Annotated in this window: 14 protein-coding genes; 12 read left to right on the forward strand and 2 right to left on the reverse strand. The window is 53.9% G+C overall.

Going from position 1 to position 19,111, the window contains the following annotated elements; genetic code table 11:
* The first annotated feature begins 606 nt into the window (after positions 1 to 606).
* The 10 genes from Mal65_RS02610 (at position 607) to Mal65_RS02655 (ending at position 15,251) form a co-directional block, all read left to right on the forward strand.
* Positions 607 to 1,677 carry a hypothetical protein gene (locus Mal65_RS02610; RefSeq protein WP_145293398.1) on the forward strand — a complete coding sequence of 357 codons (1,071 nt, stop codon included), beginning with the start codon at positions 607 to 609 and terminating at the stop codon, positions 1,675 to 1,677.
* A 15-nt stretch (positions 1,678 to 1,692) separates the two neighbouring features.
* Positions 1,693 to 2,223, forward strand: a complete 531-nt coding sequence (locus tag Mal65_RS02615; protein WP_165701018.1) for a cysteine peptidase family C39 domain-containing protein — start codon at positions 1,693 to 1,695, stop codon at positions 2,221 to 2,223.
* A 1,429-nt stretch (positions 2,224 to 3,652) separates the two neighbouring features.
* The gene (locus Mal65_RS02620; protein WP_145293402.1) at positions 3,653 to 4,708 is read left to right on the forward strand and encodes a lyase family protein; all 1,056 of its coding nucleotides are present in this window, start codon (positions 3,653 to 3,655) and stop codon (positions 4,706 to 4,708) included.
* Positions 4,669 to 6,444: an ArnT family glycosyltransferase gene (locus Mal65_RS02625; protein WP_145293404.1), complete on the forward strand. Its 1,776-nt coding sequence runs from the start codon at positions 4,669 to 4,671 to the stop codon at positions 6,442 to 6,444. Before Mal65_RS02620 ends, Mal65_RS02625 begins: the two co-directional genes overlap by 40 nt.
* 1,687 nt (positions 6,445 to 8,131) lie before the next feature.
* On the forward strand, positions 8,132 to 9,268 hold the full coding sequence (locus Mal65_RS02630) for a hypothetical protein (protein WP_165701019.1): 1,137 nt from the start codon (positions 8,132 to 8,134) through the stop codon (positions 9,266 to 9,268).
* A 31-nt stretch (positions 9,269 to 9,299) separates the two neighbouring features.
* Complete coding sequence (locus Mal65_RS02635; protein ID WP_145293408.1) at positions 9,300 to 10,220, forward strand: hypothetical protein; 921 nt, start codon at positions 9,300 to 9,302, stop codon at positions 10,218 to 10,220.
* A 45-nt stretch (positions 10,221 to 10,265) separates the two neighbouring features.
* A protein-coding gene (locus tag Mal65_RS02640; RefSeq protein ID WP_145293410.1) for an IS3 family transposase occupies positions 10,266 to 11,452 on the forward strand; the annotation gives its coding sequence in 2 pieces (ribosomal slippage) (positions 10,266 to 10,536 and positions 10,536 to 11,452; 1,188 coding nt in all).
* A gap of 118 nt (positions 11,453 to 11,570) precedes the next feature.
* Positions 11,571 to 12,212 (forward strand): hypothetical protein, encoded by a 642-nt coding sequence (locus Mal65_RS02645; RefSeq protein ID WP_145293412.1) that lies wholly within the window; start codon positions 11,571 to 11,573, stop codon positions 12,210 to 12,212.
* A gap of 644 nt (positions 12,213 to 12,856) precedes the next feature.
* Positions 12,857 to 13,867, forward strand: coding sequence for a hypothetical protein (locus tag Mal65_RS02650; RefSeq protein WP_165701020.1), 1,011 nt, complete (start codon positions 12,857 to 12,859; stop codon positions 13,865 to 13,867).
* 415 nt (positions 13,868 to 14,282) lie between these two features.
* Positions 14,283 to 15,251: a hypothetical protein gene (locus Mal65_RS02655; protein WP_145293416.1), complete on the forward strand. Its 969-nt coding sequence runs from the start codon at positions 14,283 to 14,285 to the stop codon at positions 15,249 to 15,251.
* 121 nt (positions 15,252 to 15,372) lie between these two features.
* Here the strand turns inward: Mal65_RS02655 and Mal65_RS02660 are convergent, their stop codons facing one another.
* Together Mal65_RS02660 and lpxB are read right to left on the reverse strand one after the other, a co-directional pair.
* Complete coding sequence (locus Mal65_RS02660; protein WP_145293418.1) at positions 15,373 to 16,155, reverse strand: DUF4190 domain-containing protein; 783 nt, start codon at positions 16,153 to 16,155, stop codon at positions 15,373 to 15,375.
* A 256-nt stretch (positions 16,156 to 16,411) separates the two neighbouring features.
* Positions 16,412 to 17,677, reverse strand: a complete 1,266-nt coding sequence (gene lpxB, locus Mal65_RS02665) for a lipid-A-disaccharide synthase (RefSeq protein WP_145293420.1) — start codon at positions 17,675 to 17,677, stop codon at positions 16,412 to 16,414.
* A gap of 397 nt (positions 17,678 to 18,074) precedes the next feature.
* Here lpxB and Mal65_RS02670 point away from each other — a divergent pair, with 397 nt between their 5' ends.
* Together Mal65_RS02670 and Mal65_RS02675 are read left to right on the forward strand one after the other, a co-directional pair.
* Entirely contained in the window at positions 18,075 to 18,461 is a 387-nt protein-coding gene (locus Mal65_RS02670) for a hypothetical protein (RefSeq protein ID WP_145293422.1), read from the forward strand.
* A gap of 60 nt (positions 18,462 to 18,521) precedes the next feature.
* On the forward strand, positions 18,522 to 19,055 hold the full coding sequence (locus Mal65_RS02675; protein ID WP_145293424.1) for a CinA family protein: 534 nt from the start codon (positions 18,522 to 18,524) through the stop codon (positions 19,053 to 19,055).
* Positions 19,056 to 19,111 lie beyond the last annotated feature (56 nt).

The raw sequence follows: 19,111 nt of genomic DNA on the forward strand, positions 1-19,111 counted from the left end.
TATTCGTGACAAACTTGGGAGGGGCGGCAAGTTCAATTGTCGCAGTCCCTGAGACTGGTTGCGCGGCGTTGAGCCTGCTCGTTTCGTGACCTTTTGGGAAGATCAGTGGGCGTTTCCTGTTGAGAGAATTTGTGATGCGTTCGACATTAGTAGCGGTCATTCTGGGGACATGTTGGCATTTCTGTTAACGTCGCCGAAGAGAGAGTTTTTGGCTCCGGAGAAAGCAGCCTCCATCAACGGATCCGGCTGGTGTGGTGGAAGTAGTTTGGTTAGCTATCGGCAAGCCTGCGATTATGATAAAGATGAGGGCCGATGGGTTTGCTACGGCTTCAACTACTGCACCACCGGATGGTGCGATCTGGAGATTGTACAGGTGCCCTGCGGCGCCAACTGTGGTACCGCCAATGACTTTACTGACGATTGTGGTTGGTTCTAGATGTCGCCAGTTGGTTGCGATAACGCGAATCTAGCAAGCGCGTATATGTTTCGGCGGATCCGATCCTTCAAAGGAACGCTCTTCCGGTCTCGGTGTGGCGAGTATGAGCCAGGAATACAGTGGGCATCGCTATCATGGTAAATGAGAAGTTGTGGAGTTGCAGTGTCTGTATGCCGTTCTTTCTGCTCCTTTCTGTAGCCGAAGCGTATCCACAGGAGGGCGACCGCAGTCGCTTGCTACACGAACTGACGGAACGCAACACGCGAATCGACGATGGTTTTCAAGTCGAATACGACGTCGAGTTGCGTCTACTCGAGGAGCCTCGTCCTGCCAAAACGGTCCATATCGGTGGTTTCAGGATAGAGTCTTTGATTTCGGGGTGGTCGGGGGTGCATGCATGGGAAAACAATCGAGCCAAGTTCTATCATTCTACAACCGTCGAATCATTGAGCGATCGTCCCGAGTTGCCGACCAGTGTGCTTTCGGACGGGAAAAACTTTTATATGATTCGACATGAAACGGAGATTGCTCGGGTGACCCGGAATTGGGAGGCTGGCAGATACCCGAAGGAGCAATCTCCGGAAGAAGAGCTGTATCTGGAACTGCTAGGGCGTCGTTCCGACCGTGAGGGATGGGGTGTCACGATGCGAGCCGACGAACGTCCCGGCTACGCAGATGTCGTGCGATGTTTGGCCGATGAATCTTATGCGAGCTCCACGACACAACGTGGCAATAAGCATTTGTTTTTACTCGAGTACCCCGGGGTCGATCGTCTCGTTCTTGATCCTGAAATGGGTGGAGCGATCGTGGAACGCGAGTTCTACTGGCAACGCCCGGGGCGAGAAGGGATTTCGACATCTTACGAATGCTCGGATTTCGAGTCCGTGAATGGGGTGTGGCTGCCGCGAGCTGCTAGCATACGCTACTGGAGTCGTGAAAGCCCCAGTCGCGCAATCGTGCAGGCCGATCTCACAGTCAAAAAAATCGGCCTCGTGCCCAATCCCTCATTGTTTGAAGTTCCCGTCGATCAGATTCGCGGTTTCCTGGATGCGGATCGAATGACTACGGTTCGTGCGGAACCGCTCAACGGTCGGACCATTCGTGAATTCCTCGACTCCGCTCCCATTGCAGATTCAGTGCGTCCGGGTGTACGGATGCCCGTGATTGTCCTAATGGTCGGGATCATGTTTGTTGTCTCCGGCGTCTTGATCTGGAAGCGTCAACGGTCACGTGAGGTATAGGCCATGAATATAGGGTTGCGATACGCAATCACTGACTGGTTGCGGCAGGTAGTTGCTCTGCTGATCGTCTGCGGATGCATCAATGCAGCGTCCGTCAAAGCCGACAAGGTTGATGGGAATGCCGATGAGGGAGACGAAGTTTTCTGGCGAGATGAGAGAGCCTGCGGACCAATCAGCGTCTACATTCTCGGAAGGATTTTGAATAGTGGGATTTCTTTGGATCAGGTATTTGAGGCAATCCCCGTCGATAGTGAGGGGAGCAGCTTGGAAGAATTGCGATCAGGATCTGAACAATTGGGCTTGGCGACGGTTTCGATTGAAACTCGCGACTGGAGATATCTTCGTCGGCTGCCGAAACCGTTCATCGCTCACCTCAGTGCTGCTAGAAACGGACACTTCATTGTCGTACTTGGGATCTCCCAGGATTCAGCTTTGATCGGAGACGGTATCGAGTGCCGAATCAGGGAAACTCCGTTAGCTGAATTCATGCGTGATTCGAGCGGTTTTTTTTGGTGCCTCGCCGCGCGGTTTGGCAGGAGCGCTTAAACCGATTTTTGTTGTTTGCATTGGTGGGCTGCGTCAGCTTTCTTTTGATCGCAGTTGGGCGACGAGGATTGCAGGTCATCCGGTATGTCTGAACGAGTTTGCGATCGACGTAGCTTCGTCCGGGTGGCTTCCATCTCGGGGCTCTCGCTGTGCGTGGCGTGTTCTCCTCATCTCCAGGACTATTTGCATACTGATGTCAGGTCGACTCCCCTAGCGCTCGAAGACTGGCCAGGGCTGCGTCCATCCGACGCGATCACTGCATTAGTGCTGCGGCAGTTGCGTTTGCCCGGTCGGCCACTTCGAGCATCGCAGGCATTGCATTACGCATTGCTGTGGAAAGCAAATATCTGCCATTTCGGTCCAACGCTTGGAACGTTTTTACGAAACCTTGTCGACGGGAAATATACATTACAACAAAAGCCGCTTTTCTTCGTCGGTGCCGACGGCCTGCTCCGCACTTCGAAAGACGACAACCAGCATACTGAGTCGCATCCTGATCAGACCCTAGCACTGCTTGGCATGCTTGGATGCCACTCACGGTTCGCCTTGACATCGGAGAACTCAATTGCTGACGGAATCCGATCGGTCTGTGCAAGGTACGAATTTGTCCAAGAAATTGAATGGTCCACGTTGTCTCTGGTTCACTGTCTTCCGCCGCTTCGTAGTTGGTGCAACCGTCGTGGTGAAATCTTCTCTTTCGACAGTGTTACGCAGAAAATTTTTGCCGAAGGTTGTGGCCGAGGAGCTTGCTCAGGGACGCACCGTTTGCAACTGGCTGTGTCGATGCTTCGGGCAAACGAAATGTGTGGCATTTTGCGATTTCGCAGTCGAAACCTGCTGACCTCATTTCTTGGGAACGCTTCGCGTTTGTTGGTTCGGCACCAGCACGAGGACGGCGGTTGGGGAAACGACTGGTTCTTGGCATCCACAGTTGGCACAGCGGAAGAGTCTTCTATTCATGTGACCGGACATCACTTGGAGTGGCTACTTGCCGGGCGGAGTTTCCATCGATTAGACGACGAGGTTATCGCAAGGGCAGTTAGATATTGCCGAGAGAATCTTGTGGCCTTTATCGAACACAACCATGACAGGCGTCGCTATCTTTGTCCCGCGGTCCACGCCGCAAAGTGCGTTGCGCAATGGGATGAACTTTACGGTTAATCCTTTTGCCGTGGGCCAGGCTCAACACCAGGAACCTTCCCCTATGCAGAAACAGGCGTATTTGGTGTTCCGATAGAGGCATGCGATGCCTTGCGTGCCGGCATTGTTGCTTTGCGGAAAAATCTGAGCCGAAGTGCTCGTCCTTGTGAAGGCGTGGGGTTCGTTACGGAAAATTCATGTTCTGGATTACGAACCGTTGATTATCCCATCTAAGCAATGCTTCCGGAGAGAAGGAGAAATGATCTTTCGAAATTCCACGTTTGAGTGCATGCGACTTATTGAAATCGTTCTGATTTTATTGGTTCTTCAGGGGGCAACATGTGTTTGCAACGGACAGCCCGTCTCGCGGCAAGAAGCAGGGAGGATTATACAGGAAATTGCGGAAGTTTACCGGGCACCGATCGCTTTAGACATTGAGTACGATGTGCTTGCCAATGATGATGACGGTTTGCGTCGAATACTTACCATCGAAGAGGCATTCGACGCTGGGAGATACTTTAATCGAATTTCTCATTGGTACGATCAGTCGCTCTATGAGTTTTCCGATAGCAAATATGATCCCGTCTTGAATTCATTTTACTGGTCGTCCAGTCGCATCGTCCAATTTAATGAAACTCAGCGTGAGTGCCACGAGATCACGCCATGGATCGATCCTCAGTTGCATCTGGATACGCGCCGTTTCCTTTCTTCTGTCGGGATCTTGACACCAAACCGCCTTTCGGGTTCGTTGGCGGATGTCCAGGAGGAAGGATTCGCCTATAACGGACGTCACTTCTATCCGGCCTTGTTTGTGTATTCAGACGATCCGTGGACGGTCGAGCGCCTAAGCGATTCAAGGGTTTGTGTCCAGCAGAAGGTCCATGGCGTGACCGACCGATTGATGTTTGAATTTAGACCTTTTCCCGTCTTGGTGATGCGTGAGCTGGTGAATTCTCGACGCGGTCTGCAGATGCAATTTGCATTTCAAGATTTTGTTGACGTGGAAGGGGCGTGGGCAATTCCCCAACGAATCGACATTGATTTTGATGATCGGCCTGACCTTCGAATGGTAATGCTCGAGCTATCAACAAAGGTCAGTTCTGGGCGGTTTGCAGTCCCTGTCCTTGGGGGGACGCGTTACTTTAATTCTGATCGCGAGCTGACTCATGTGACCGCCGGAGGCTATGACTTATTAGACTTGACGGCCGAGCGTATGGAGATGGCAATGGCGGCAAGGCCGGTGTCTGCCGTCAGTTCTGGTTTGTTGAATGTTTCCGTTTCGCTTTTTGCTATCGTGGTGTTGATGTGGGGCGTGAACTGGTTGGGCTGGCGAAGGAAGTGTTAGGTTCTCAAGGCACTCTTGCCTTCAGTCGCACGGCGTTTTGGTGGCTGGGCGTCGTGGTAATCGTCGCATCCCACGCGGTGATGCTGGCGACTAACGCGATTCGATTATCTCCGACGGCGGACGAATATGGGCACCTGTACGCAGGGCTGGCACTTTGGGAGGATTATGACACCTCTGTGTTTTGTGTTAATCCGCCGCTTATTCGTGTGATAGGTGCTTTTTGGGCGCATCATTTGGACATCGAATATCCGAAATATTTATTACAGGATATTGCCGATCGGCCTGAATTCGTGTTGGGAAGAAAGGCATTCGAAACGGATCCAGATTGGTTCGTGTGTGGTTTGATTTGGGGTAGGCTGTCTGTTTGCATGTTCTCGCTTTTCGGACTGATGTTGTTAATGGCATTGGTGCGGCACTTTCACGGCCCGGTTGGCGGTTTGGTCTGCGGTGTGTTCTGGGGCTTTCAGCCAAGCGTGATCGCGCATGGGTCGCTGATTACCAATGACATTCCGGTAAGCGTGATGATGCTCGCATCGATGCTCATTTTCATCTATTGGCTGCAACGGCCTTCGGCGGCGAAAGCCCTGTTGGTCGGAGTGGTGTACGCCACTGCGTTGCTGTGCAAGTTCACCGCCCTAGCCTTGCTACCGCTTTTCCTCGTGTTCGCCGCAATTTGCTGCGATGTCGGGCTTCGACGGCTTTTAATCCACATATGTTTAATGGTGGGCGTGGCGTGGGCGGTATTTTGTGCCGGCTATGCGTTCTCGGGGCTCGGGCGGACGTTGGGGTCCTTTCAGTTCCTAAGTCCAGGTTGGAGAGGCGATGTCGGCCTGGAGCGTATTTCAGGGAATGCCTTTAGTGACACAATCTTGTCGAACTTGCCGGTGCCCATCCCCGAGGATGTGATGATCGGCATGGATGTTCAAAGGTTTGACTTCGAGACTGGGACGCTGTCGTACCTGGCCGGGCGGCGTGGAACAGCCTGGTGGTTCTACTTTTACGCGATGGGCGTCAAGCTACCGATTGGTACCCTGGTGGCGTTTACCGTGGCGATCAGCGTTGCCCTGCGGCGTGTGTCTAAGATTCAAGCGTTTGAGGCTTTTTCACTCGCATTCCTAATATGGTACGGACTGATCACCGTGTTAGCTGCTGGGATTGGGCAGCAGCATCGCTATGCGTTTCCCGTGTTGCCCTTTTGCGTTCTATTGATCGGTTTTGGGTGGTCCAGAAGCGGCGTGGTTCTGCGATGTCTTCTGTTGACCGGGGCTGTCGGGACGGTGGTCTTTTGTTTGGCTGTGGCGCCAAATTGGCTTCCTGCGTTCAACACATTGTCCGGTGGGGCGAAAGCCGGGCATCGTCACCTGTTCTGTGACGCGACCGATTGGGGACAGGATCTTCAGCGGGTCGCTAACTACGCCAATCGGCAGCCTGAATCGATACGCGTCGTGGTTGTGTCTCGCCTCAATTCCGAGACGAATCTGCGGGCCGCCGGTATGCGGAGGGGGATAGAGTTCAGTACCAATCCCGAGCTGGTCATTCGACGTTTTATAAATGGATCCCGAGTGGACCGTCCGCTACGGTTGATTTGCAGCAAAACGGATCTGTCGATGGATCCCTGGATGATGGAATTCTTGGAGGAACGCGACGGCGTGATCGATTTGTGGGGATCACATTTGACTTTTCTGCTGGCCGTAAAAAGCGACGAACACGACATTGGCGTTTGGCCGACACGCTAGACGGTGTGAATGCTAAGTCATATCGCAGATGACTGCCGCGAGCCAGAAGGAGTCGATATAATTCTCGAGCGATCCTATATATCGGATTGCGACACGGCGGACATGGTTGACCTGTCCCAGAAGACACCCCACTTTCCTCCAGCCAGAAAGGCCACCAAAGGAATTTTCCCGTATCGGTTGACGCTGTTCCCGACAGGAGCCTTGGTCACCTATTGCTTAAGCTCGTGCCGTCTACCGCCAACGATGGCTGTGCGAGGGACGCCAAAGATGGCCCCGCAAATGAAAATACCAACCGCCCCGATGATCGATCTGAAGTAGAAAACCCTGCCCGCGGCGAGGAAGTTTCGGAGCCAGGCCCCAGCGGCGTCGCGCTCCGCGGGCACGCGGATGAATTACTCGGCAATGCAAAGGGTCACTGCGACACCCTGGCTCGTCTGGTTTCTCCGTTGGCACAAGACCCGGACGCAGAATTGTTACCCGCCACGCGGCGAGGGCTGGTCCGTTATGTCGACGAATTGCAGCGGACTCTCAACGAATTGATGAACCTATCCGAATCAAAAAATGAACGCGGATCATAACGGGATGCTGTTGGTGTTTCCTATCGATCCAGCCTGGTATTGGGCAGCAGCCAGGTTATGCACGGCAGGGCTTTCCGTCAGATGCACGATGGTCAACCGAATCGATTGGCGTGCGGGGCCTGCCAGGCGTTCACCCTGCTTTCTCAAAAACGCAAGTCTCGGGGATTCACGAGATCGGCGGGGATGCTCTGGTGAACGGTTCACTTGAACCAAATCGTACTTTTGGGACGGAGATTTTTGGGTTCCAGGAATTGACGGGCGAACGATCTGGCCCTGTACGAAGTCCGATGCGGCGTCGGCACAAGGTCTTCCGAAAAGGGTCAGAGTCGACCGGTTTCCGATTCTGCGAAAGAAAAGATTCTTGAATCTTCGAAGTTTCGACACTTCTCTTTTGGAAAAAGCCTTCGGGGACCTTAAATTTGCGTCCTGAGTTTCGGTGCCGCAATCTGGAACCTCAGCTATACAAAATTGCGGGTAAGTACAAAGACACGAGGGTAAAATGATGGTTCGGACTCTTGCTCTGGTCTCGCTGGGGCTGCTGGCGTTTTGCTGCCTCTCGCCGGGCTATGAAGTGACGAATTCAGAATCCGCAACGCAAGTAACGGGTGCGGGGCTGTGGAACTGTGGGGCGAAAACCAAAACCAGTCACGGTACCACATGTGACGCCCTTCCCGACCAAAGTGGATGGAGTTGTGGTCCGGTGCAGAACGACAGGTTGAACAGTGATAGCTGTAACCTGGAGGTGCATAGGTTTGATCCTTGCGATGAGTATTGTAGCAATACTTATCGGATCATCGGAGTTTGCGGTTGGTTCTGACTGGCCCGCCGGGGCGTTGCCGTTTCAAAGCTTTTGTCGACGCGTGTCTTCAGACATGATGTTTTTCACTGTTTTCGTCGTCAATCCGAACTGCAAATTGATGTTGGTCGATCCGCGAGTGATTCGCGGATTGGAGGGCTGGTGCCATACATCGTGCCCCAGTCAATTCGCTTGAAGCTTCAAGATTTTTTGGAGGCCGTTGACGGCCATTCGGAAACCGTTGCCGAGTTGATTTGCTGTTGCGAAAGAAACGATTGTGACAAGAAAATACAATTGCCTGGTTCTTGTTGATATGCTGAACAAGCAACGCCCGAGAATGGTCGACCGAACACGTAAAGTGGCTGGCACCATCGCGTTGGCCTTTTTTATCTACGCAGTTGGGACTGTCAGAGGTGAGGGGGTCGACCTGACTCAGGCCGAAGTTGCAACTCAGAAGAAGTTTGAAAAGGTCAACCGCCAGTTTCAGGTCTCCTATGTGGTGACGCAGAAATTTGTTGGCGAAGCAGAGAGATTTGCACCGGCTCACGTTGGTAGCAACGGCACTATGGAGCGTCTCGCTTTGAAATGGTCTGCCGTTCACGCATGGGATCGGCCATCAAAAAAGTACTATCATCAATTGGGAGCAGGTGCCTCCGCGGATGTTCCCTTCGCGAAGCCCGACGGACGTCGTAGTTTGATGTCCGATGGAGAATTGGCGTATCGTCTAACAGGGGTTGGCGATGGGATTCACGCCACTCGCGACATTGATTCGACCTTGAACGATCCCACCCGCGTTGGCTCCGATGATCTTTATCGGGAACTGTTGGGGATGGTGTCGGTTCGGGACGGCTTTGGTGTCAAATTGCGGGACCCGGCTCTTGAAAAGTATGTTTCACTTCTTGACATTCTCCATGAAGGGTCATACGCCGCGACCTGGGTGACACGGCGTGGCGAACGCATGCTCAGGCTTGCCGATGAGGGTCGAGATGAAATATTCCTCGATCCGGCTCGAAATTTTGCTCTGGTCGAACGGGCGCATTATTGGAAAGCCTTTCCCGGTGAGGTGCGAACCTCGTTCATTGTTGAATCGTTCGAAGAAGTCGAGCCGAAGATTTGGATGCCAGTTCGTGTGAAACTGGAATATTTCTCGCAGCCTCCAAGTTCCGCACCGGTGGTCGAAGCGATCTTGGTTGCTTCGAAGATTAGCCTAACTCCCGATCCCATGTACTTTCGACTTCCCATCGAGAACGCCCCGGGCATCATCGATGAGGACCGAGGGATCGCCGTCAATATGGCTGATTTGGAAGGCAAGAGCGTTCGCGAGTTCCTCGACTCTCAACCGCTGGCGGAAGGGTCGCGAGGTTTTTTCAGTGCACCTGTTCTCTTCGTGGTACTCAGCAGTTTTTTGTTGGTCGTCTTTCTGGTCTTTCGCAGGAGAAGGGTTTTGTGACGGAGACAATGTACGTGAGCGGACCGACTCAATGAAAAGAAAACTCGCATTTTTCGCGTGTGCGATGTTGGCGTGCGATGCGTATGCATTGGAATCGCAACCTCCCCAGAGTGCTCAACGGTGGCGAGATGAAAGATGCTGTGGCCCGGTCAGTCTTTACGTACTTGCGAAATTGGCTGATCAGCCATTGGATTTGGAGGAGATCATTCGAATCGCCCCACCAAGCGACAAAGGCCGGACAAAAAGCCTGGGGACAGTGGGGGATTTCCTCGCGGCGTTTGTTTATATTCTTTGTAAGATGGTGCGTCGTGGAGTCAGAAAAACGTTGCTGAAAAGTTTTGCGACCGATGGCACCCGAGCGACTGGTCTGTTTCGGGGGTGGCGTCTGCCATTGTCGCTGACTCGATCAAGTTTCTTCAAGCTCGCCATTTTGTACTGTGGGTTTGCATTTGCTAACGAGCATGCGCGGGGCGAACATGTGTTGCCCCGCTCCGTTAAGACAGCTCTTGAGCAAAACTCATCGCTGTTTTCGAAAGCCAGCATTACTGGTCAGAAGAGTCGAAAAATAATTTCTTCGATTGAAGACGTAAAAATCTTGTTTAGAACTCTTGAATCGCGGGACGAGTTCGAGAAAACGCTTGGTTTTGAGCTGAAATTCAACGGGCCACTTTTTCGAGAGTCCGTGGTGCATCCCCCGGGGGCCTACTATGCGAGTGAACTCGTAAATGAAATATCTTACGATGGACAAAAGTTTTATCACGGATCGAAAGATCTTAGTGATCCTGCTATGAGCAGCGTGTTCATCTACACGCCGGAGATAGCCACTTCGCGACAAGAGCGGATGGAAGGCCTGGACTATTTGGCATCGATGGGATTTTGGTATCTCGATGAAATTGGTTTTAGGGGGCCACACTCCGTGGCGGTGGCGTGCTCCCCAAAAACTGGTCCATGAGTTATGAGAGTGTACTGGCCAATAACGGCCAAGGAGACTCTCGAGATGAAACAAGCACGAAAGCGACGTAAGCCCGAACAGATCGTCAAGGCGATCGCCGAGGGTGAAGCCATGTTGGCCGCCGGCAAGAGCCTGGCGGAGGTGTACCAGAAGCTTGGGATTGTTGAATCGACCTGGATGCGATGGAAGAAGCAGTACGGCGGCATGAAGTCCGATGAGGCTCGACGGCTTCGCGAACTCGAAATCGAGAACCAGAAGCTCAAAGAACTGCTGGCCGAAGCAGAACTCGATAAGCGAATGCTCAAGGTGATCGCTGAGGGAAACTTCTAAGCCCGACGCGTCGCCGTGAAGCAGCCTGCAAGTTGCAGAGTTGCTTCGGCGTCTCGGAGCGTCGGGCTTGCAGGACGCTCGGCCAATCGCGAAGTAGCCAACGATACCGGCCAAACGCAAAAGAAGACGAACCACGTCTGGTTGCTCGAATACTGGAACTCGTCCGCGAGTTTCCTCGCTATGGCTATCGACGCATCACTCGTCTTCTGCGGCAGGAAGGCTGGCGTGTGAACTTCAAACGAATCCACCGACTCTGGAAACAACAAGGTCTCAAGGTGCCGGTCAAAAAGGCGAAAAAGCGACGATTGGGCAACTCCGAAGGCGGCGTCATTCGTCGATCGGCCGAGTACCCCAATCACGTTTGGTCGGTCGACTTCATCTTTGATCGAACCGAAGACGGTCGCTCGTTGAAGATCCTCTCTCTGATCGACGAGTTCACTCGTGAGTGCATTGCACTGGAAGTGGGTCGAAAGTTCACCGGCGACGATTTGGTGGCGCTGTTGAGCGACTTATTCGTCAGCCGCGGCATCCCGTCGTTCATCCGCAGCGACAATGGCCCGGAGTTCATCAGCAAGGCGGTCCGCTCCTTTCTGGACTTCATTGAGGTGGGGACTTCCTACATCGAACCGGGCAGTCCCTGGCAGAACGGCTACGTCGAAAGCTTCCACAGCAGGCTTCGCGATGAGTGTTTATCGTGCGAGCTGTTCAGCAGCTTGTCCGAGGCACAGTCGATCATTGAGTCATGGCGTCAAACGTACAACCATCGACGTCCGCACAGCGGCATCGGTGGAATGGCCCCAGCGGATTTTGCTTCACAGTGGGCTACTTCCGCTTCGTTCGCTGCGCTCCCTTCGCGGAAGCAGCCCACTGTGGAATCGTTTAACCAACCCGTACTCTCATAACCGTGGATCAGGAAATGGGGGCATTCCAGCGGAGCTTGGTCAGCCGGTTAAATCTGTCATTCTCGATGCTGAGAATCGCGGGAAAGTCATTTCAGTTAAAGACCTCAGCAACGGGGCAATGGAGTTGATTGAGGTCATCATCGAGCAGCCAGAGCCCTGGCAGAGTCAGATGACATTTGACATCAAAACGCATGAGCCCTTTGCACTTTTGACGGGCAGTAGTCGCGAATTGCAGATGCGCATTGAGCAAGAGCGGCGAGAGTTGCTGGGAGATAGCCGGAAGATTCGATATCATCTCAGAAAGTCCTTGGGTTACGCCGTCGAAGAGAAATGGGTTTCGAGAGCTTCCTCAGGTGATGTTATGTTTCACACGCGGAATTCGGACTTTTTGCAAGTTGGCTCAGCTAACGCTTGGATTCCAAGGCGATGCGTCGTTGCGTCATTTGCCTACGAAACTTCTCCTTCATCGATTGCACCTGCGGCAGTGTACCAGACTCTGATTGAGATCGTTTCCTATCAAGCGATTGAGTTGGGCAAGAGCGAATTCAAGATTTGGTACGACGAAGCCGGTGTAAGGGTTTCCGATTGGACCAGTCCGCGAGCCACCCTCGAGGATGCGGATTTCTATCGTGTTCCAGCTTCAATTTTTGATATGCCCCAAAAGTCGCCGGTGATAAGAAATGTTTTGGTTTTAAATTTGATTGTTGTTTTCGGTATTGTCGGGTGGTGGGTTTATCGAACGAATCGAAAAAACATCTGAAGTGTTGAAGTGTTATTGTTGATGGTGTTTCAAATTCTAGCTTTTCCTGTGGGGGGCTTCGAGAGAGTTTCACCGGTGTTCGATGAAAGCATGACTGCGGATCAGCTTGCGGAGATTCTAGTCCTTCATCATGATGCGTTGAAGTCGCGGTCGTTGGTTTGTCATGCTGTTCCGCAGAGTGTTGAAGATGAGCCTGAAGGGCATTATTGGCGGAGAACAGCGTCGGTGAATGGATCGAAGTTGATGTATAGGAGTGACAATGGTCATGGGCATTTAAGGATGCCCTGGGGATTTGATCCGTTAAAAAAAGACGTTCGTAATGGACCCCGATGGCTCTTTGGCATTTGTACATGTAAATCGGAAGTTCACGGAGTGTCAGGTTCGTGCCGGCAATGCGCCGCTTTCGGTTCATTATTGGCGTATCGCGATGGCTTTGGACTCTCCTTGGATGCCTGTTGACGGTGTTGTCCGAGCGTTTTGTCTCACGTTGATCAATCGCATACTGTCATGTGATTGGTTTGGCAAATCCTCAGGGTGTTGATCCAATCTATTCGCTTGTAAAATGTGTTTGAATCGAATTGTCTTTTGGGAGATTTTGGGTGGATCGGTTAAATATGCAGTGTCGGGTACTGGATTGGAAACGGATGCTTCCGATCGCTCTCTTGTTTTTCTGTCCGCTGACAGAGGCGTGGGGGTTAGAACCAGCCGACGCATTCGAAAGGCTCTGCGGACGACGACTTCAGTGTACGAAAGCGGAAGTGACCGCGAAGTGGACGGTCAGGAAATCCGCGACCGGTGAGACTTATGGTCTGGATCTAAGCCCGCAGCAGGGATTGGCCAAGATTGCCTTCGACGACGAGGTGCCGATATGGCAGTTGAAAATGGAACGCGATCAGGTTGTCGGCTCGAGATTTCATCGAGATACTCCTACAACCAGAAGGCAGATAAACCAAGATAGCTTTTTGCTCGCTGTCGAATTGGAGAATGACAGGTACTTCTTTAACCCATTTTATATGGGAGCGTTTCTGTATACGGCACCAAGAAACATTCGTCCGCCGAGGGTCAATTTTGATCGAATGTACCCTTCGATTCATCCGCGGATGGTCGGCTTGTTTTCATTAGAGAGTTTACTTCACGGTGTTTCCCATCGATCGATGGATCGTCGGCGGGAGTGGTCAAAACAACCGAGTACGAAGTGTATTGAGACGGAAAATGGGTTTCAAATTGTTGGTCCCTCGTCGACCGGACAGCAAGTGGAATATTCCTATGATACGACAGCTGAGCCAATTTTGAGTATTGTGCGAACGATCGGAAAAGTATCCGAAGACGGCAACTTCGTTCCCGCCGGTGAACCCTGGGCAGTCTTAAAGACCGAACACAGGGAGTTCGGGAAGGCCGTTCTTCCGATCCACGCGAAGCAAGTTCAGACCGAATACAAGGAGGCCTTTAAAGAAGAAACGAGGGAACCCGTCCATGTTTTGGTCAAAACGGTGATTGATCTGGAACTCGATTGGGAACACGTGAATGATAACGACTTCTCACTCACGAGTGACTATCAATCATGGGGCCTGCCTTCCGGTACACGTGTGCTGGACGCGTCGAAAACGCATCCAAGCACAATCGATCGAATCACAGTGGCGCCGATTAAACCATGACAGACGAAACGGAATGGGCTCCCGGTAATCAACAGCCTATTTCTAATCACGGTGGGGCTTTTGGTTTGTCGTTTCCTTTATCGTCGGTGGAGCAATCGAAGGCTTAGTATGTGAAGACGCGAAATGCACTCCCGGCGAGACTCGACGACCGTGCTTCGTGCCGTCGCGATCGGAGTTGCGGTGATAGCTTCGATTGCGATCGCAGATCGACACTATGGAGATTCGCTTCATTCCTGGCGATTAAGTATCGAGTACTGAGTCGGAACGAACTTCGTTGATACGGGGCAGTTTGCAAACGCGTTTTCCGACGAAAGTGGTCCGACGGGTTGGGTTGCCCCGATTCCGACCGTCCTGTTGGGTGTGGTTTGCAAGGCAATGAATCACGAGGAGAAGCGGATATCGTTTTTTTGTTTTGATGCTAAATGCGTTTTGTATGTTTTTGGGGACCTTTTTCGTAGCAAACGGTGATCGTGTCGGGTTCTCGGTTCCCGTTGTCATCATTCTCTTGACTGCGTTTGGCTTTGAACGCTTGCTGCGTTATCAACCGGAAATCCTTTGCGTTCCAGCGATCTCCTTGTGTTTTTCCAGCGCAGGCGAATCGTCTTGTCGATTGCTTCGTCTTTCCAAACGGAAACTGCTTGTTGCGAAATATCTGAGCCAGAGTCTAGCTATCTTAATTTCGCCTATCGTGGGTCTTGCGCTCACAGTGCACTCCGCCGTCGGGTTTGGTCGTGCGCATGGTAGGTTTGTGAAAACGGCGTTTGCCTTGTCGTGCGTCCTTTCACTTGGGTTGGTAATCCTGTGCTCAGCTCGGAACTGGTGGGTTGTCGGGTTGCCAGGATTCGTTAAGACCAACGGTTGGTACGAGTTGTACCAGTCCCAGGTTCTGGATGATGACGGCGTGTTGGATGCGATTACACTTGATCAGCATCCCATTTCAGTGAATTCAAGGGCCCACCTTGACTACTGCTCAGTCGGTGAAGCCGAATTCATTCGGCAATCCCGAAGTCGCTGTATTGAAGCGATATTACGTAGTCCACTGGAATATTTGAATCGGGTTGTGTACCGATTGGCTTCGTTGGTTTTGGGCAGTTTCGTGTTCTGTGGCCAACTTCGACATGCTGATGTGTTTCGTCTGATGGTGTTCGGCGCGGTGCATGGAACAATTGCTTTCCACTTGGTGGTTCACCCAAATCGCAAGCCGCCTTTTGACCACGCTGTGTTTCTGATTGCACTCTTGGCGGCGCCGTATGTTCTTGTGTCGTTCTATGAAAGGTACCGCATCATCTTTTTTCCACCCGTCTATGTTGCGTTCCGATTGTCCATCGAGGCTCTCGCCGGATGTTGGTGGCGACGGGGCCCTGCCATCAACCCAGGGATGTAGTGTTTCATTCGTCGTAGGCCACGTGGTGGGTGACGGGAACCCTGGGGCCATGCCCGGAGATTCTTGGCGGGGGCACTCTCATGCAGGGCATGACCTACGGATGTGGTGACGGAGACCTGTCTTAGTAGATTGATTCGGCGACCGGTTGTTCTTGGTCCCAGGTACAGCGTTTGACGTACCATTGGCGATCACCGGTTTCCGCGTCGATTTTGAATGCCATCGTGACGATAATGTCGTTCGTGAACGGATCGGTGTGATTGTTCCAATTCGTTTCCACGTATTGTTCGCCAAAGTGGGTGTACATCCTCGCTGAACCGACTTGAAACAATTCGATATCGCCGCCGATGTCTTCCAAGGCGGCGACGCAATCGTCTTCCTTGTAGTTTTCCATCGGCGACATTCCCTGGGCGTCTTCCATCGCCCGCACTTCGGCTTCCAGCTGTTCGTAGTGGGTCACAAGCGGTGTGCCGGGTGAAACGCGGTTGATGTGATCCTTGCGCATTTCCATGACCATTTCGCGATCGCCGCGGGCCATCAGCCGTAAGTACTCTTTGGCGAAATACGCCGATTCAGTCCCCACCGTTTGCGTCGCCAGCCAAGGCATTAAGAATCCACAAACACCAAAGCCCACCGCCAAGACCATTCCGATCTTGGCCGGGAGGGTCCCGATGGGTCGGCCGCGGTCGCTAGGCCGCAATGCGATCAAGCCCAGCAGGATCGCGATCACGGGAAGCACCAACAGAGGCGTGCCCAGCAGACAAAACACGCTGGCCAGCCCGGCCAGCAGTGCGAAGAAACCCGAGGCGCGAATGGGCGTGGGTTGTTCTTCCACCCCGTACCCGGTTTCGGCACCGATCAAAGGCGAACTGGACAACGAATCGCTGACAGCGGTCGTATCGGACATTGCGGAATCGACGAAGCAAGTGGGAACGTTGGTTTGGGAAGCTTCGGCCGTGCGATGACGCAATCGCGGGCAAGCGGACGCCTGGGGTGGGCCGAGGTCCCGCTATTTTGAGCCGACTTGGCCGTTACGCCAGTCCGGGCGGAATGGTTCAACCGCAAAAAAGCGACCGGATCCGCCCTCCGCGGGCTCGTAGGCGGTTCCCCAGCGGGTATCGAAAGTGCGAGCGGCGGATTGCCCTTGGCTAAGCAGCCCTTGTCTAGGCGGCCCGGCGACCGAAAGCCGGCATTCGGCGTGATCGCTCCGTGACGCTGTCGACCGTACCCGCGGCATCGTCGAACCGGTGGGGCTGGTCACCGGACCGGACGTCGCTGGTGATCTGTTCCGACAAGAATTCGGCGGCCCTTTTCGTGGCACCCGGCAACGCGACCCGATTGCGAAGTTCTGCCAGATCGGCCTTCAGCCGTCGGAAATAGAACTCGTCGCTCAGCATCGCGTCGATCGACTCGGTCAAAAAGTCCACTGCTGGTTCGATCGGGCCGACCGAGATCATTTCCGGATAAAGGTTCCGATCGCTCATCAAATTGGGCAGCGTGATGCTGTTGATGTTCACCACACGCTTGCCGAATTCGTGAAGCAACCGGCCGATCCGGTACGTGACGGCCGCGGGGGTCTGGCGGGCCATCAGTTCCAGGCTGACCGATCCGCTGACCATCATGGCACAGCGGCTGAACTGGATGATTTCGCTGGTCGCCCCGACGAAAAAGTGGATGGGCAAGTCGCGGTCCGAATCGCTCAGTTGGTCGCGGCACCACAGACACTGGTCGTTGCGATAGGCGGCGACCATGAAGTGGGCATCCGGGTGCATCTGGTGCAAACGGCGGATGGCGGCCAATTGAATGGGAAAGTTCCGATGGACTTCGTGCGAGCGCGATCCGGGCAGCACCGCAACCGCGCCGCGGTCGTCCTTGGCAATCCGCCGTAGCCCCGCCATGACCATTGGATCCAGTGGCTTTTCGGCGACGGCGTCGAAAAAGGGGTGTCCGACCAACGTCGTCGGTATCCCGGCGGTTTGAAAGTAGTCTTCTTCGATCGGCAGAACCGCCAGCACGTGGTCGACCAGGCGACGCATCTTGGCCACACGCCATCCGCCCCAGGCCCACAATTGTGGCGGGCAGTAATAGTACACCGGGATCCCAAAACGCTTGGCACGCTTGGCGATGTGCCAATTGAATCCAGGGAAATCGACCAGCACGACGGCGTCGACGGATGAATCACGAAAGACTTGTTCGGCTTCGTCGGCGAACCGAAAGAAGTCACGCAGTTTGGGCAAGACTTCCAATAGCCCCACCACCGCGTGGCGGGTCAAATCCAAATCCAGATGACAGCCCGCGGCCGCCATCGCCGGCCCCCCGAATCCGCGCAAGTGCACCGACGGATCAGCTTGGCGAAGCGCATCGGCCAGTCGTGCGGCGTGCTGGTCACCGCTTGGTTCACCGACGGAAAAGAAGATCGATCGGGACATGTCCATGGGGGGTGGGCGGGTTGAAAAGTCCAATCGGATTGACCGATCGACTGTCCGATTCGCTGGTACCCCACCGCATCACGCCGCGTCAACGTCACTGTGGTTTCGGGCGATCCTTGCTGGCCCGGATCATGGCCTCTGCATGCCTCCCCCACCCAGTGATCATGCGTGTCGGACCGGTGCCGGGAAACGGTCTTATCGTGAAACACTGAGTGTCGTCAAAGTGATGTCTGTTGGTCATCTATCGTGCCGCAAGGCGGCCAGGAATTTTGCTCAAACCCCGCTTTTTGCGTGACAATAGGCAATTGGCTTCGTTTCAGGCCGATTTGGCACGCCAGAAGCAACGGAGGTCCCCTGACAACTTCGTCGTTCGACTTTTTGGTTTAGGAGGACTTCTATGAATCAATGGATCAAATGGACATTGGCTCCCGTTGCTGCGTTGGCGTTCACGCTGGCGGGCGACGCACCCAAAGCGGATGCGGGCGGTTTCAGCCTTAGCATCGGTACCGGTGGTTATGGTTACAGCAGTTTCGGATACAGCCGCTATGGTGCGTATCGTCCCTATTACGGCCCGTCGATCCGGCCCTACCCGACCGCGACGATCTATCGATCGCGTTCGATCGGTGTTCCGGTTCGGGCGCCGTCGTATTATCACCGCAGCTATCACGTGCGTCCGGCGCCGCATGTTCATTACCGGCCTCCGGTTGTGATCGGGCACGGTCATCACTATGGCCGGTATCCGGGGCATTACGATTACCACCGTCACCGACACTATCACCACTAGTCGGCACTGCAGCGGCCGCGCAGGCGCGCAGTGTCGGCGCGGCCGCATGAACGGATCCAGATGACCCCCGAACTGACTCGTGATTGTCAAACGGTGGCCGATCGTCTTCGGGCGACCGGCCATCGTTTGGTTTTGGCCGAAAGCTGTACCTGTGGATTGCTGGCCGCGTCCATCGCGACCGTCCCCGGCGTATCCCAGCATTTCTGCGGTTCGGCCGTCACCTACCGGGAACAGACCAAGGTGCAGTGGTTGGATATCGATCCAGATCTGCTGTCACGTCATTCCGCGGTCAGCGCACCGGTGACTGCTCAGATGGCGCGGGCGGTGATGCGTCGGACAGATGAGGCGACGGTGTCGTTGGCGGTCACGGGGCATTTGGGCCCTGACGCGCCGGTGGAATTGGATGGCAGGGTCTATCTGGCCGTGTGCGTTCGATCGGACGGTCCGGGGGTGTCGCGGGATGGTCAGGACGATTCCTACGTAGTGCACGAGCATGCGCTGGTTCTGCACGAACGTTCGCGTGTGCAGCGTCAGATCGAAAGTGCCCGAGAGGCTTGGCAATTTCTGATCCGCGTCGCGTTGGCGGAAACCTAGCCACCGCGGGTTGTTTTCGCCGTGTTGATTCGCGTCGCCTGTTATCCGCCGATCGT

This window comes from Crateriforma conspicua (genome assembly GCF_007752935.1).
GTDB lineage: Bacteria > Planctomycetota > Planctomycetia > Pirellulales > Pirellulaceae > Crateriforma > Crateriforma conspicua.

Excerpts from the sequence above, each read along its gene's own strand:
- Mal65_RS02610 (WP_145293398.1), top strand. The coding sequence starts at position 607 with ATGCCGTTCTTTCTGCTCCTTTCTGTAGCCGAAGCGTATCCACAGGAG.
- Mal65_RS02620 (WP_145293402.1), top strand. The coding sequence starts at position 3,653 with ATGCGACTTATTGAAATCGTTCTGATTTTATTGGTTCTTCAGGGGGCA.
- Mal65_RS02630 (WP_165701019.1), top strand. The coding sequence starts at position 8,132 with ATGCTGAACAAGCAACGCCCGAGAATGGTCGACCGAACACGTAAAGTG.
- Mal65_RS02635 (WP_145293408.1), top strand. The coding sequence starts at position 9,300 with ATGAAAAGAAAACTCGCATTTTTCGCGTGTGCGATGTTGGCGTGCGAT.
- Mal65_RS02645 (WP_145293412.1), top strand. The coding sequence starts at position 11,571 with ATGGAGTTGATTGAGGTCATCATCGAGCAGCCAGAGCCCTGGCAGAGT.
- Mal65_RS02650 (WP_165701020.1), top strand. The coding sequence starts at position 12,857 with ATGCTTCCGATCGCTCTCTTGTTTTTCTGTCCGCTGACAGAGGCGTGG.
- Mal65_RS02655 (WP_145293416.1), top strand. The coding sequence starts at position 14,283 with ATGCTAAATGCGTTTTGTATGTTTTTGGGGACCTTTTTCGTAGCAAAC.
- Mal65_RS02660 (WP_145293418.1), bottom strand. The coding sequence starts at position 16,155 with ATGTCCGATACGACCGCTGTCAGCGATTCGTTGTCCAGTTCGCCTTTG.
- lpxB (WP_145293420.1), bottom strand. The coding sequence starts at position 17,677 with ATGTCCCGATCGATCTTCTTTTCCGTCGGTGAACCAAGCGGTGACCAG.
- Mal65_RS02670 (WP_145293422.1), top strand. The coding sequence starts at position 18,075 with ATGAATCAATGGATCAAATGGACATTGGCTCCCGTTGCTGCGTTGGCG.
- Mal65_RS02675 (WP_145293424.1), top strand. The coding sequence starts at position 18,522 with ATGACCCCCGAACTGACTCGTGATTGTCAAACGGTGGCCGATCGTCTT.